This window comes from Pseudoflavonifractor sp. 60 (assembly GCF_009911645.1).
In the GTDB taxonomy this organism is placed as follows: domain Bacteria; phylum Bacillota; class Clostridia; order Oscillospirales; family Oscillospiraceae; genus Lawsonibacter.
On the sequence record NZ_QWKI01000044.1, the window covers coordinates 18,302 to 31,930 of the forward strand.

The 13,629-nt window shown below is 59.7% G+C and carries 17 protein-coding genes and 1 other annotated feature; of the genes, 6 read left to right on the forward strand and 11 right to left on the reverse strand.

The genetic code is table 11. The features are described from left to right. Positions 1-4: 4 nt before the first annotated feature. The 4 genes from D1646_RS06110 to D1646_RS06125 all read right to left on the reverse strand — a co-directional run bounded on the left by D1646_RS06110 (position 5) and on the right by D1646_RS06125 (position 2,368). Positions 5-475 (reverse strand): hypothetical protein, encoded by a 471-nt coding sequence (locus D1646_RS06110; RefSeq protein ID WP_160635609.1) that lies wholly within the window; start codon positions 473-475, stop codon positions 5-7. Positions 476-479: 4 nt separating this feature from the next. Then, positions 480-998, reverse strand: coding sequence for a hypothetical protein (locus tag D1646_RS06115; RefSeq protein ID WP_160635610.1), 519 nt, complete (start codon positions 996-998; stop codon positions 480-482). After that, on the reverse strand, positions 995-1,600 hold the full coding sequence (locus D1646_RS06120; RefSeq protein ID WP_160635611.1) for a hypothetical protein: 606 nt from the start codon (positions 1,598-1,600) through the stop codon (positions 995-997). The genes D1646_RS06115 and D1646_RS06120 overlap by 4 nt, the downstream gene beginning before the upstream one ends. A 126-nt stretch (positions 1,601-1,726) precedes the next feature. Further along, a complete protein-coding gene (locus tag D1646_RS06125) occupies positions 1,727-2,368 on the reverse strand; it encodes a YigZ family protein (RefSeq protein ID WP_160635612.1) in 642 nt (213 codons plus the stop codon). Between the two features lie 108 nt (positions 2,369-2,476). Here D1646_RS06125 and D1646_RS06130 point away from each other — a divergent pair, with 108 nt between their 5' ends. After that, positions 2,477-2,713 carry a hypothetical protein gene (locus D1646_RS06130; protein ID WP_160635613.1) on the forward strand — a complete coding sequence of 79 codons (237 nt, stop codon included), beginning with the start codon at positions 2,477-2,479 and terminating at the stop codon, positions 2,711-2,713. 120 nt (positions 2,714-2,833) lie between these two features. On the opposite strand, the gene D1646_RS06135 is transcribed toward D1646_RS06130, so the two are convergent. Together D1646_RS06135 and D1646_RS06140 are read right to left on the reverse strand one after the other, a co-directional pair. Continuing rightward, on the reverse strand, positions 2,834-3,799 hold the full coding sequence (locus D1646_RS06135) for a carbohydrate kinase (protein ID WP_160635614.1): 966 nt from the start codon (positions 3,797-3,799) through the stop codon (positions 2,834-2,836). A 4-nt stretch (positions 3,800-3,803) separates the two neighbouring features. Then, positions 3,804-5,306, reverse strand: coding sequence for a glycoside hydrolase family 32 protein (locus tag D1646_RS06140; RefSeq protein ID WP_160635615.1), 1,503 nt, complete (start codon positions 5,304-5,306; stop codon positions 3,804-3,806). A 471-nt stretch (positions 5,307-5,777) separates the two neighbouring features. Between D1646_RS06140 and D1646_RS06145 the strand changes: the two genes are divergently transcribed. Next, positions 5,778-6,038: an HPr family phosphocarrier protein gene (locus tag D1646_RS06145; protein ID WP_160635616.1), complete on the forward strand. Its 261-nt coding sequence runs from the start codon at positions 5,778-5,780 to the stop codon at positions 6,036-6,038. A gap of 88 nt (positions 6,039-6,126) precedes the next feature. Continuing rightward, on the forward strand, positions 6,127-7,284 hold the full coding sequence (locus D1646_RS06150; protein ID WP_160635617.1) for a DUF4317 domain-containing protein: 1,158 nt from the start codon (positions 6,127-6,129) through the stop codon (positions 7,282-7,284). 81 nt (positions 7,285-7,365) lie between these two features. Here the strand turns inward: D1646_RS06150 and D1646_RS06155 are convergent, their stop codons facing one another. Genes D1646_RS06155 through D1646_RS06165 form a run of 3 tightly spaced genes read right to left on the reverse strand, consistent with a single transcriptional unit; the run spans position 7,366 to position 9,473 of the window. After that, positions 7,366-7,875: a GNAT family protein gene (locus tag D1646_RS06155; RefSeq protein ID WP_160635618.1), complete on the reverse strand. Its 510-nt coding sequence runs from the start codon at positions 7,873-7,875 to the stop codon at positions 7,366-7,368. A gap of 33 nt (positions 7,876-7,908) precedes the next feature. Beyond that, positions 7,909-9,198: a GTPase HflX gene (gene hflX, locus D1646_RS06160; RefSeq protein ID WP_160635619.1), complete on the reverse strand. Its 1,290-nt coding sequence runs from the start codon at positions 9,196-9,198 to the stop codon at positions 7,909-7,911. Positions 9,199-9,203: 5 nt separating this feature from the next. Continuing rightward, positions 9,204-9,473, reverse strand: coding sequence for a hypothetical protein (locus tag D1646_RS06165; RefSeq protein ID WP_160635620.1), 270 nt, complete (start codon positions 9,471-9,473; stop codon positions 9,204-9,206). Positions 9,474-9,584: 111 nt separating this feature from the next. Here D1646_RS06165 and D1646_RS06170 point away from each other — a divergent pair, with 111 nt between their 5' ends. Further along, the gene (locus D1646_RS06170) at positions 9,585-9,830 is read left to right on the forward strand and encodes a helix-turn-helix domain-containing protein (RefSeq protein WP_160635621.1); all 246 of its coding nucleotides are present in this window, start codon (positions 9,585-9,587) and stop codon (positions 9,828-9,830) included. Positions 9,831-9,832: 2 nt separating this feature from the next. Here the strand turns inward: D1646_RS06170 and D1646_RS06175 are convergent, their stop codons facing one another. Together D1646_RS06175 and rpmE are read right to left on the reverse strand one after the other, a co-directional pair. Further along, positions 9,833-10,333: a flavin reductase gene (locus tag D1646_RS06175; RefSeq protein ID WP_160635622.1), complete on the reverse strand. Its 501-nt coding sequence runs from the start codon at positions 10,331-10,333 to the stop codon at positions 9,833-9,835. Positions 10,334-10,472: 139 nt separating this feature from the next. Continuing rightward, positions 10,473-10,676, reverse strand: coding sequence for a 50S ribosomal protein L31 (gene rpmE, locus D1646_RS06180; RefSeq protein WP_120395541.1), 204 nt, complete (start codon positions 10,674-10,676; stop codon positions 10,473-10,475). Between the two features lie 288 nt (positions 10,677-10,964). Then, positions 10,965-11,199 (forward strand) — a binding site (T-box leader). A 50-nt stretch (positions 11,200-11,249) separates the two neighbouring features. On the opposite strand from rpmE, the gene D1646_RS06185 reads away from it, so the two are divergent. Then, complete coding sequence (locus D1646_RS06185; RefSeq protein ID WP_160635623.1) at positions 11,250-11,864, forward strand: hypothetical protein; 615 nt, start codon at positions 11,250-11,252, stop codon at positions 11,862-11,864. Positions 11,865-11,890: 26 nt separating this feature from the next. Beyond that, positions 11,891-13,576: a 2-isopropylmalate synthase gene (gene leuA / locus D1646_RS06190; protein ID WP_160635624.1), complete on the forward strand. Its 1,686-nt coding sequence runs from the start codon at positions 11,891-11,893 to the stop codon at positions 13,574-13,576. Positions 13,577-13,629: the final 53 nt, after the last annotated feature.

Here is a 13,629-nt window from a genome sequence, read left to right on the forward strand (position 1 = left end):
TCCTTTACAGCTTCATAATGTAGCACAGCGCATAGTAGGGCGGCATATTGTTGTGGGCATATCCGCTCCCCGTATTGTCGCTGTCGGCATAGGCGTACCAGTTGTAGTTGGCTGGGCTGGGCATATGGATCTGGGTGTACCAGTAATCGGTCTGAGACATCATATCGGCGTAGCTGCCCTGGATCCTGTGGTTGTGGGCGGGGAGCTCGCTGACGGTCAGGGTGTGGCTCTCCTCGCCGCCGGTATAGCCGGGGCTGTAGGAGCTGCCCGCCCCCAGCACAAAGCGGTTTCTCAGGTCGGGGGTCCCGTTCTGGCCGTTGCACAGCGCCCAGCCCTGGGGGATAGCGTTGGCCGCGCCGGACCAGATGGCGATCATCCCCTGGGGGACGGTGTCCAGCGCCGCCAGCCTAGTGTTCACATAGCTCTTGACCTTCCCCCAGAGGTAGGTCAGGCCGGTCTTATCCAAATATCCCATGGACTCACGCCTCTGCGATAGTGTCGATTTCGGCGTTGGTAATGGCCTGGATCTCGAAGAACTGGCCCAGAGCGTCCCAGTCCTGGCCGGTCCAGGCGTAGTTCATGCCGGTGGTCTCCACATTCCACACGTCCCCAATCTCATTGTCCTCCGCCGGCAGGGATGCGAAATTGGTCACGCTGCCCCGGTAGCGGTAGACGTGGGACAGGTCGCTTTTCAGGGCCAGGTCGGGCTTGTTCTCCACGTGGTCCCACTCCACACTGTCCGCCTTGCCGCCGCCGGTGGCGGAGAGGACCCCCTGATTGATAGCCAGGCCGGTCCCCACCTTCACGCCGCCCAGGGTCTCCGGGGTTGCGGCGGGCAGGTTATAGTTTGTCAAATTGCTCAGCTTGATTTTCTCGTCGGCGGTAAAGTCGTTGGAGCTCAGGCCCTTGCCGGTCTCCTTGTCCACCTTGCCGCCCAGCTTTCCGGCCAGCTTGCCCCACAGGTAGAGCAGGCCCTCGCTGTCAAGATACTTCCTCATTTCAACATCTCCTCCAATTCTGAATTTGTCAGAGCCTCCACAGGCTCAGGGATCCTCTCCAGCTCCTTCACCAGCCCGGAGATGGCCGCCATGGGGTGCTGATCCGGGTCCTCCAGGTGGCTGAGCTTCCGGTGGTCAGGGGCAGAGAGCGGCAGGGCGGACAGCAGCCGCTCCCCTGCGTAGAGCCCCAGCTCCCCCGCCTGCGTGTAGCCCAGGCCGTCCCCCTTCCGGTCCAGCTCCTGCCGCCACAACTCGGGGGTCGGGGGCAGGGAGGGCATCCCCGGGTCCGTCCCCTCCAGAATCAGACCCAGGTCCGCCCAGACGGTGGGCAGGACCACCCCCTCCCCCCGCCGGCCCAGAATCCCTGCGAAGAGGCGGCGTCCCGGCTGGGCCAGCAGCTCCCAGGGCACAGCGCACCGGCCGTCCTCCTCGGGCAGCACCGCCCGGGAGTCCTGTCCCGCCCGAAACACCGCCGTCTTTTCCAGTCCGTCCCACTCCGGGGAGAAGCGGAACTTTACAAGGCAGGCGTTGACTCCGCCGCTGGCGACGGTCTCCCTCTGCTCCACGGTCAGCCTGCTGACGTCCGCAAAGAGTTGAAACATTGCCTTTCACTCCTTTCAAGTCAATTCAAAATGGCCCGGCCTGGCGGGAAAGTTGTACGTTTGAATGCACCATTTCCACAAAATTTTCCACAAAAAAATACCGCCCGAAGGCGGCAGGGTGGATTGTTATCCTTTGGGCAGGCGGAAGGGGACGTCCTGGAACCGCTCCCCCGCCTCCAGCACCTCCACCGTTCCGGCGGAGAGCTCCAAAATCCGGGCGGCGAAGGGGGCGGCGCGCTCCTCGGGCAGCAGGGCGGAGATGAGCACATCCGCGCCATAGTCCACGTTCTCCACCGCTCCGCCGGAGGAGAGCACCTCCCGGCGCATGGACTCGAACTGGGCGTAGGTGCAGGGGATCTCCATGGCGACCCACCGGCGGACCACCGAGATCCCGGCGCAGTCCAGGGCGTCCTTGGCCCCCTGGGTATAGGCCCGGACCAGTCCTCCGGCCCCCAGCAGAACGCCCCCGAAATAGCGGGTCACCACGCAGACCACGTCCACCACCTCTTCCCGCTGGAAGACGTTGAGCATGGGCTGTCCCGCGGTGCCCTGGGGCTCGCCGTCGTCGGAGCAGCGCTCCAGCCCCCCCTGCCGCAGGCGGTAGCACCAGCAGTTGTGGCGGGCGTCGTAGTGCTTTTTCCGGGTCGCCTCAATGCGCTCCCGGGCCTCCTCCTCACTGCTGATCCGCCACACCTGGCCGATGAACCGGGACCGCTTTTCCACCAGCTCGGTCTCGCTGTGGCCGGTGGGAATGTAATATTCTGTCATTGAGGTCACCTCTTATAAAAAGATTACTACCGTTTGATAGTAAAATCAACACTTTCCATATTTATGTGGTATAATATTGCGCGATACATTATAAAGTGAGGTGATTTTATGGAACTCGAAAACTCCCCTTGGCTGGTGGATTTCTTCCAAGTCCGTCAAGATATCACGGAGGACGCTCTTTTGCTGGAAGCCCTGTCCGTATACATGTCTGCCAACGAGAAGTTCATCCGGGACGAACAGACCAAATACATCTCCATAGTCTTTTGCCGACTGTGCGACTACTTGTCCCAGCATGTTCAGGATCTCTGCCATCTGGAGCATCGCCTGGGCCTGGAACCCCAATGAGGCAAAAACAGCACGCCGGACCGCCGCACCCTGCCCGCACACGATAGCAGCGCACTTGCAGCGTGGGACGACCCAGCCCGCCGTCTCACAGGGCCCCGGGGTTCCCGGCCCTTGCCCAGTCTATTGCAGCAGCGCCATCACATCCGCCCGCTCGGGCATGGAGCGTATGGCCCCCTTCCGGGTCGTAACTAAGTAGGCCGCAGTGTTGGCAAACCGGAGCATCCCGGTCAAATCCTCCTCCGTCAGCCCATCCAGGCCCCGCTCCAGCACAAAGTTCAGCACGCAGGCGCAGAAGGTATCCCCCGCCCCGGTGGTCTCAATCACGCCGCCCAGCTTGCAGGCGGGGACAAAGACCCGCTTGTCCTCATAGTAGGAGTAGCTCCCCTCAGCCCCCGCTGTCACGTTGAACAGGCGGATGTTGGGGTATTTTTCCCGGAGGATGGCCGCACCCTTGTCAAAATCGCTCTCGCCGGTCATAAACTCCAGCTCGTTATCCGCGATTTTCAGGATATCGCACCGGGCCAGGCCGTACTCGATCTGCGTCCTGGCCTCCTCCAGGCCGTTCCACAGCGGCGGGCGGAGGTTGGGGTCAAAGGAGATCAGCGCGCCGCTCCCCTTCGCCGCGTCTATGGCCCGGCACGTGGCCCCTCGCACCCCCTCGTGGGTCATGGACAGGGTTCCAAAGTGGAAGATACGGCTGTCCCCAATGGCGTTCAGAGGCAGCTCCTCCGGGGTCAGCATCATATCCGCGCCGGGGTTGCGGTAGAAGGAGAAGTCCCGGTCCCCGTTGGGGAAGGTCTTCACAAAGGCCAGGGTAGTACGGACCTCCGGGTCAAACACCAGATAGTCCATGCAGATACCCGCCTCCGCCGCCACATCCCGCAGCAGATGGCCGAACATATCCTCTCCCACCTTGCCCACAAAGGCGCAGGAGCGGTCCAGCTTTTTCAGCATAGCCAGCACATTGCAGGGGGCGCCTCCGGGGTTGGCCTCAAACAGGGTATTCCCCTGCCCGCTGAGGCCGTTCTCGGTAAAGTCCACCAGCAGCTCTCCCAGCGCGATCACGTCAAACCGTTTTTCTGTCATCGTCTCAGCCCTCCATTTCCTGTTCGTCAAACGTCAAATCGTATTTTTCCACATCCATCAGCACCGATCCCCCCGCCTCGAAGGTAATGGCGGCGGCCTCCTGCCGGGTGTAGACGACCGCGCTGGCCGCCTGCTCCCCGTCGTTGACAAAGACCTCCACGCTGAACCGGTCCAGGATGATCCGGAGCTTGATCTCCCCTTCCCGATACCGCACCAGGAAACTGCGGGTGTGGACGATATCGTGGGGCAGGCCGCTGCGGGTCCGGTCAATTTTCAGGGTCCCGTCGCTGGGGCGGTAGCGGATAATGGTTTCGTGCTCCCCGTCCTTGGCGACCCGGATGCGGAACCAGCGGTACATCTCCCCGCCGGTGGGCCGGACGGTGACCGTCATATCCAGGACCCGCCCCTGAACGCCGGGCAGATTGACCTCCCCGCTGACGGGAATATTGCTGTGCATCACGCAGCAGCTGCGGTAATTCTCCAGCTCCCGCACCGGGTTCTGGTACAGCCGCCCGCTCTTCACCGCCAGCTCCCGGGGCAGGGTCATCTGCCCAAACCAGCGGCAGTGGTAGGGCTTGGCCCCCACCGTACCCCAGTTCTGCATCCAGGCCACCATGACCCGCCGCCCGTCGGGGGCCAGCAGAGTCTGGGGGGCGTAGAAGTCCAGTCCGTAGTCAATGGCCTGGACATACTGCCGCAGAAAGCCTTTCCCCTCCGGCTCGTAGTCCCCGATGAGGCACACCGTCCCGTTGCCGGCGTGGAACTCCAGCCCCACGGGGTTCATCTCCTGGGGACTGGTCATCAGCACCTGCTTGCCGTCCAGGGGGAAGAAGTCGGGGCACTCCCACATCTTCCCGTACTGGTTGTGGCAGCGGTCCAGAGTTCGGACGAACTCCCATTTGAGACCATCCCCACTGCGGTACAGCAGGACGGCCCCGCTGTCATCTGCGGTGCGGTTGCCGATGGCGGCGTAGAAGGTATCCCCCTCCCGCCAGACCTTGGGGTCCCGGAAGTCGATGGTGCTGCCCCCCCTGGGCAGGTCCTTCCCCCCCAGAACGGGGTTGTCCAGGAGCTTCTCATAGTCGATCCCGTCCCCAATGGCGACGCACTGGGTCTGGACATCCTGGAGAAAACCCTCGGCGTTGTGGCTGCGCTGGACGCCAGTGTACATCAGCAGCTGCCGTCCATCGGGCAGCTCCACCGCTCCGCCGGAAAAGCACCCAGCGGCGTCATAGTCCCGGTCGGGGGCCAGGGCGGCGGGCAGGCGCTCCCAGCGGATAAAGTCCCGGGTCTTCAGGTGCCCCCAGTGCATGGGGCCCCACTCGTTGGAGTAAGGGTGGTACTGGTAGAAGAGGTGGCACTCCCCTTTATAGAAGGAAAAGCCGTTGGGGTCGTTCATCCAGCCGATGGTGGGGGTTGCGTGGAAGGCGGGGCGCTCGCTGTCGGGGATGTGGGGGCCATACTGGGCCTCAAAATCCCGGGCTTTTTGCAGCGGTTCACTGGTCATGGAAAATTCCTCCGGACAATTTTATATTTGAACCCTCAACACAGGGTTGGTAATGATTTCACGGCCACAGGCGTCCTGATCGCTCCGAACTGAATGGAGCTGCATCACCGTTTCCTCATTATACCACAGACCAAAGAGCTTTAGCAAGCTGCTCGGACTCTGACATTTGCCGGCGCTGTTCGGCTGGCCGGAGGAGATGAGGGGACCGGTGCGGGGCGGCCCTATGGTCAAATCTCTGCGGCAGTTCTGTCTAACGGTGTCTGAAGTGCCGCTATTTTGACGAAACGACGGGGCAAAATAGAAAAAATTCACAGTCTTTAGGAAAAACTTGTCTATTCTGCTGCTTGACGGCAAAAAAACATCGTGGTAAGATTCCGCCATCGCAAGAGCAGGGACGCTCCGCGGCGAGCCTTGTCCCGGCCCTTGCCCTACGCTCCAGCCAACCACCTGTTTCAGAAAGGATTTATCTGCATGACTAGCTTTGAATACACCATCACTGCCCCTGTGGGCATCCACACCCGCTATGCCGGTCTGGTGGCCAGAACCGCCAAGGCTCTGGACAGCACCATCACCATCGGAAGGGTTGGAGGTGTCTCCACCTTGGCCACCAAGATCCTGGCGGTAATGGGACTGAACCTCAAGCAGGGCGACACCGTTTCAGTCACCGTGGAGGGCGGCAACGAGGACACCAACGCCGGCACCATGGAGTGGCTCTTCAAAAACAACCTGTAAGCGGGATTGCAATTTCTTCGGATTTCAGGTACAATAGAGGACACCGCGCCTATGCCAAACCCGTGACATTACAAAAGTGAGGTCTTCTATGAATCAGAAAGAGGTCAGCTTACTGCGCCGCCGCTGGCGGTCGGAGAAAAACGCCGTCAGCCGGATCTACGGCTGCTTTGTCAACGGCAGCAGGGAGATTATCTCCGATTTGGATGAGTCGTTAGGGCGGATGCCCGAGGAGGAGGCGGAGAAGTACCTGGGCCTCCTGAAAAAGTCGCTGTCCGGAACTTTGGGGAAGAACCTGATCGACATTGTCTTTTCCACCCAGCAGGTCATGGACAGCGAGGAGCACAAGCTGCTGACCGCCCTGCGCTCCAGCGGCCTGAAGGACGGACAGACCCGGAATACCTTCTACCGGAAGGTCATTGACAGCCTGGACATGGGGGACAGCAGCTATCTGCTCCTGATAGCCTGCGACACCTACGACATCCCCCGCCGGGGGAAGGACGACGCATCCCAGCCTGACGCCGCCGAGAATGTGTTTTCCTACATTCTGTGCTGTATCTGCCCGGTGAAGCCGGGAAAGGCAGAACTGAACTACTTCCCTGGCGACAACGAATTTCACTACGCCGCCGGTCAGGTGGTCTCCCCGCCGGAGCTGGGCTTTCTCTTCCCCGCCTTTGACGACCAAGCGGCTAACATCTATAACGCCCTGTTTTACTCCCGCAAGGCGGACGCCCTCCACCAGGAGTTTATTGACGCGGTGTTCCACACGGAGCCGCCCATGTCCGCCGCCGAGCAGCGGGAGGCCTTTCAGGGGGCTCTGTCCGAAGGGCTGGAGGATACTTACAGCGTAGAGGTGGTCCGCTCCATCCACGAGCGTCTGACAGAGCAGATCGCTCAGCACAAGGAGAGCAAATCCCCGGAGCCGCTGGACCTGACGGTGGAGGACATTGGCGCCGTACTCCGGGACTGCGGCGTTCCCCAGGAGCGGATCGACGCCTTCCAGGCCAGCTGCCAGGAGCGGTTTGGCGCGGGGGCCGTCCTCAGCCCCGCCAACCTGATCGACACGGGGAAATTTGAACTCAAAACGGCTCATGTCACTGTGACCGTCAGTCCGGACCAAAGTTATCTGGTGGAGCCCCGGACCATCGACGGCAGAAAATATCTCCTTATTCCCGCCGAAGAGGATGTGGAGGTCAACGGTCAAACTGTAAAGTTTGAGTCCAGCCCCACCGCCCCTCAGGAGTCATAAAAAAAGCTACAGCCTGGACAATGAAAGTCCAGGCTGTTGTTATGCGGATATGGGAGGGGTTCGGTTAGGACAGGGGGCAGTTCACCGGCAGAGCAGGGCGTACATACAGGAGTCCCAAATCCGCCCCTGCTTGCACACGCTGTGGCGCAGAACCCCCTCCAGGGCAAAGCCAGCCTTCTCCAGGACCCGGCGGGAGGCGGTGTTGTGGGCGAAGGGCTCGGCATAGATGCGGACCAAGTCGTCCCAGCGCTCCTCGCCCTCCTGGCAAATCTGCTGGACGGCCCGGGTCATCATCCCCCGGCCCCAGTACTCCTCGGCCAGCCAGTAGCCCAGTTCAGCGGTCAAACGGTACACATCGCTGCCCCGGAACAGGGCGATGCTGCCCACCGCATGGCCGTCCGCCTCAATGGCCCGGCACAGCTGACGGTCCTCGTCCCCTTCCACACAGCTGTTCACAAACTCCTGTGCGTCCGTCAGGATGTAGGGGAAGGGAAACGCGTCCCGCAGGTTCCGGGCGATCTTCTCGTTGTTGGCATACCGCAGTACGTCGGCCACGTCCTCACGCCGCCAGGTCCGCAAAATAAAATCCATATTGTCCTCCCCGGAGCGGGTGCGCCGCTCCTGTTACTCCTCCCAAAACTCCTTGTGGGGCCTCCACCCCTCCACCAGGGGGCCCAGCTGACCGATGACCTTGGGGGTACAGACGGCCTCCACATCGATGGTCTCCCCGTAGTTCACCTTCTCCACCTTGGCCTCCAGGTAGAGCTTGTCCAGCAGCCCCCCTTTGTCGTAGGGCAGGCGGATAGTGACCCGGCGGGCCCCGTTGTCCAGAATCCTGCCAATGGTGGAGAGCAGCTCCGGAATCCCCTCGCCGGTCCTGGCGGAGATGGACACCTGGTCCTCCCCATGGGGACGAATGTCGCCGGTCCACAGGTCGCACTTGTTAAAGACCTCAATGCGGGGGGTTTGACCGGCGCCCAGTTCCTGAATCAGCTGGTCCACCACCGCCCCCTGTTCCCGCCACTGGGGGCTGGAGGCGTCGATGACGTGGAGGAGCAGGTCGGCGTACTCCAGTTCCTCCAGGGTCGCCTTGAAGGCCTCTACCAGGTGGTGGGGCAGCTTGCGGATAAAGCCCACCGTATCAGACAGCAGCACGGTGCAGGTGTCGGAAATTTCCAGCGCCCGGGTTGTGGTGTCCAGGGTATCGAAGAGGCGGTTGTTGGCGGGGATATCCGCTCCAGTGAGGCAGTTGAGCAGGGTCGACTTGCCCGCATTGGTGTAGCCCACAATGGCCACCACCGGCACCTCATTTTTCATGCGCCGCTCCCGCTGGGTTGCCCGGACCCGGCGCACATCCTTCAATTCACTCTCCAGCTTGGCGATCTTCCGCCCCAGGATGCGCCGGTCCGACTCCAGCTGGGTCTCGCCGGGGCCCCGGGTCCCGATGGCGCCCTCCTGCCGCTCCAGGTGCTTCCACATACCCAGCAGCCGGGGCAGCAGATACTTATATTGCGCCAGTTCCACCTGGAGGCGGCCCTCTTTGGTCCTTGCCCGCTGGGCGAAGATGTCTAAAATCAGGGCGGAGCGGTCCAGGACCCCCACCTTTAGCTCCTCAGCCAGGTTGCGCTGCTGGGAGGGGGAGAGGGGATTGTCGAAGATGACCATGTCGGCCCCGGCGGCCTGGACCAGCTCCCGCACCTCGGCAACCTTGCCCTCCCCGATGAAGGTGCGGGGGTCGGGACTGTCCTTGGATTGGGTCACAATCCCCACCGTCTCGCCCCCCGCCGTCTCCAGCAGAGCGGCCAGCTCCTCCATGCTCTCCTCGTCGGCGTTCTCCTCCCGGCTCAGACTGAAGGCGTTCAGCCCCACCAGCACGGCCCGGTTAAACTGTGTTTTCTCTTGAATATCTTGCATACAGGCTAAATTTCCTCGTTTTCTTTTGACTTTTTTAGTGCTTTTGAAATGCAGAGAAGCATAAAAAGAGCATAGCTCTCTTCTTTCCACGCTTTTTCCATCATGGTTGGAATATCCTCCAGCGCTATAGCCGGGTCGTCACACATCTCTGTCAGCCCATCATAATTCGCCGCCGCCCACCAAATGGCCCGCTGTGCCCTGTCAGGCAGCATTTTTTCGACTTCTTTCATCAAGATCATCCACGTTGTCCAGTATTCTCCTCTTTTTTCCATCATATTTGCCCCTCACTTTTATAACTGGATATATTTATCCAATTATAACAGACCTGAACAGATAAAATCAAGGCGGATATACTAATCCAATAGATTTTATCTGGGGGTTTCCTCATGGCGAATGGATTGAAGCAGGATATTTCAATTGGAGCTAATTTGAAAGCATTGCGCAAGAAAAATGGATTGCTGCAAAAAGAAGTTTCGGCTCAATTAGAGGTAATGGGGATTCCTGTGACTGAGGGTATTATAGCCAAAATGGAACAAGGGCGTTATAGTGTACGAATCAGTGTACTTTTGGCGCTGAAGAAAATTTATAAAATGGATTCTTTTGACGATTTTTTTACGGGTCTGCATCTATAAACTCAGTCCTTCACCAGGGCCTCCACGATCTCCCCGATATACAGGGTGTGATAATCCGCCTGGGGATACCATTTTGTTTTGATCTCCCCGGGGATATTGTCCGGGTCCATGGGCTGGGCGAACCGTTTGCGGCACACCAGCACCAGCTCCGCCTCCTCAAAGTAGGGGGCGCCGCACTCCGCCGTCCTCACCGTAAAGCCGCACTCCTTCACCTTATCCGTGTCCCGGCCGCTTTTGGATCCGCACAGCTGGAGGGCTTTGCGGTGCTCCTCCCCGAAGAAGGCCAGGGTGAAATACTCCTCCCGGTCCACAAACTCCTTGGTGTATCGCTGGGGCCGGATGTAGCAGGTGGCCGCCGGAGCCCCCCAGATGACCCCCAGCCCGCCCCAGGAGGCGGTCATGGTATTGCAGTGCTCCGCCGTTCCGGCGGTAATGAGCATCCACTGCTCGCCAATGGCGGAAAAAACATTTTTGTCCAAATCCTTCACATCAACTCTGCGCATTGCGATTACCTCCCTTTTCTCTTCCCCTTTCATGAAAGGGGAACCACAGAAAACCTTTCCCTGTTATCTTATGGGAAATGCCGTGAATTGATACAAAAAACCGCACCGAATACACGGTGCGGCTTTTGTACACGGGAACTTACTTGTCGAAGCCAAACTTCTTGTTGAAGCGGCTGACACGACCACCTGTGTCCACCATCTTCTGCTTGCCGGTGTAGAAGGGATGACACTTGGAGCAAACTTCTACGCGGATGTCCTTCTTGGTGGAGCCGGTCTCAATCACGTTGCCGCAGGCGCACCGGATGGTGGTCTGTTGATAGTTGGGGTGGAGGCCTTCCTTCATTTTATCTTCACCTCTTTCTCCGCATGAGGGCATTCTTGTAAACGCAACTGGTATCATAACATAGTTACCGGAGAAAATCAACTGTTTTTTCAAATTTTCTTCAATTCGTAACGTAGAGAAAAATTGTAGAGCGGGCCGGCAGTACAGCTGGTCGTCCGTAATGCCCTTTTGGGTGTCGATTACCAATAAAACCATGGTTCCGCCTCCCGAATTGTCGTTGTTCTTTGCATTTTATCACAAAAATTTTCTCTTGACAAGCGGCGGGATTTCCGTTAAAATGCTTAACAAGAAAATGCGATGAAGGGGAAAAAGACAGCTTCCTCCCACTCAGAGAGCCGGCGGATGGTGCAAGCCGGTGTGGGCGCCGCTGTGGATAACTGGCCCCCGAGCAGTCCGTCTGAACCGAAGTAGGGCGGAACGGCTGGTCTCGTTATGGACCAAGGCCTTGTTGGAGGCTGTGAGGGCTGGCGGGCAACTGTCAGCTGAACCAGGGTGGTACCGCGTAATCAATTACGCCCCTGACTGAAAAGTCGGGGGTGTTTTTCTATCCCCCCGAGGGGAAAGGAGGGCGCTATGCCGGAACACCGAATCAAAGATCAGCCCTATGGGACCTACAGCGTCTACTCCGCACTGAAAACCGGGCTGTGTGTCACCTGCCCCCGGTGCGGCGGGATGGGGCTGGTCAGGCTCCAGGAGGGGCGGTACCGCTTCCAATGCACCCGCTGCGGCTATGGACAGCAGAAAAAGCTCAGCGGCTTTCGCTGCCGGGTCCAGAACCTGTGCCAGTCCTGCGGCCGGTTCTACAACGTCCCCATCTATGACCAGCGGCGGCAGACCTTCCCCGTGCTCCGGGTTCCCTGCCCCTACTGCGGCTTTGAGATGCCGGGGCGGGTTGAACAAACCGGACAGGCGGTGTGGTACGGCGGGGACGGGGCGCTCCGGCGGGGCCAGGACCCCATCTTCGGCTATGACCTGTGGTTCCTGACCAGCCTTGACGGCAAGCCGGTGTGGGCGCTGAACCGTGAGCACCTGGCCTATCTCATCGGCTATCTCAGCGCCAGACTGCGGGAAAAGCCCTCGGACTGGACCGGCGGAAGGACGCAGGCGGATGACCTGCCAACCCTTATGAAAAGGGCGAAAAATCGAGAGCGGCTTGTAAAAAAGCTGCAAAAGCTGCAACAAAAGTAACGTACCATGAAGGAGGATATCTTAATATGAAGCCCGGATTTGAAAAATACATTCCCTTCCAGCCCCAGCCTATTCAGGGGCGCACCTGGCCGGACAGGGTCATCACCAAGGCCCCTGTCTGGTGCTCCGTGGACCTGCGGGACGGCAACCAGGCCCTGGTGGACCCCATGAACCTGGCCGAAAAGCTGGAGTACTTCCACACTCTGGTGGATATCGGCGTAAAGGAGATTGAAATTGGCTTCCCCTCTGCCAGCGAGACGGAGTACGAGATCTGCCGGGAGCTCATCGAGGGGGGACACATTCCCGACGACGTGACCATCCAGGTGCTGGTCCAGGCCCGGGAGCACCTGATTAAAAAGACCTTTGAGGCCATCCAGGGGGCCAAAAATGTTATCCTCCACTTTTATAACTCCACCTCGACCCTTCAGCGGAAGGTAGTCTTCCAGATGGACTGCGACGGTATTACCAAAATTGCCACCGACGCCGCTGATCTGATCTACGAGATGTCCCAGCCCATGATCGAATCCGGTATGAATCTCCGCTTTGAGTACTCCCCGGAGTCCTTTATGGGTACCGAGATGGACTACGCTGTGGAGATTTGCCAGGCGGTGCTGGACCACCTCCACGCCACGCCTGAGAACAAGGTGATCCTCAACCTGCCCACCACCGTGGAGAACTGTATGCCCAACCAGTTCGCTGATATGCTGGAGTACTTCTGCCGGAAGATCCCCGGGCGGGACTGCGCCATCATCTCCCTCCACCCCCACAATGACCGGGGCTGCGGCGTAGCCACCACCGAGATGGGCCTGCTGGCGGGAGCGGACCGGGTAGAGGCGACCCTCTTCGGCAACGGAGAGCGCACCGGCAATGTGGATATGGTGACCCTGGCCATGAACATGTACACCCAGGGGGTGGACCCGAAACTGAACTTCTCCAACATCAACAAGATTAAGGAGATGTACGAGCGGTGTACCAAGATGCCGGTGGGCGACCGCCAGCCCTACGTGGGCAAGCTGGTGTTTACCGCCTTCTCGGGCAGCCACCAGGACGCCATCAACAAGGGCGTGCAGTATATGAAGACCTCGGGAACCCAGTTCTGGGAGATCCCCTATCTGCCCATCGACCCCGCCGACGTGGGCCGGGAGTACGAGCCCATTATCCGCATCAACTCCCAGTCGGGCAAGGGGGGCGCCGCCTATATTATGGAGCACGACTTCGGCTTCGACCTGCCCAAGTCCATGCACCCCGAATTCGGCCACATTGTTCAGGTGGAGACCGACCGGGTGGGCAAGGAAATTTCTCCGGAGCGCATCAGCGAGCTGTTCCACCAGGAGTATATCGACGTAAAGGAGCCCTACCAGCTGCTCAAGCACGCTTTTCAGGAGACGGTGGATGGGGAGGGCCACTCCCATGTGGCGTTTGAGGGCACCATCCAGCATACCGACACCGTGTTCCAGGTCTCCGGCGAGGGCAACGGCCCGATCGACGCATTTTTCAACGCCATCAAGGGGGAGAAGATCGACCGCTTTTCCTTCCTGGACTATACTTCCCACGCCATTACCGACGGCTCCGACTCCCAGGGTGTGGCCTACATCCTGCTCCAGGACAAGCGCACCGGCAAGCAGTACTGGGGCGTAGGTCTATCCCACAACATCAACCTGGCCCCCCTCCGTGCCATCCTGGCCGCCATTAACCGGGCCAAGAGAGCATAATTCCACAAAGGAATACAGGACCGGACCTCATTGGCAGGTCCGGTCCTGTTTCT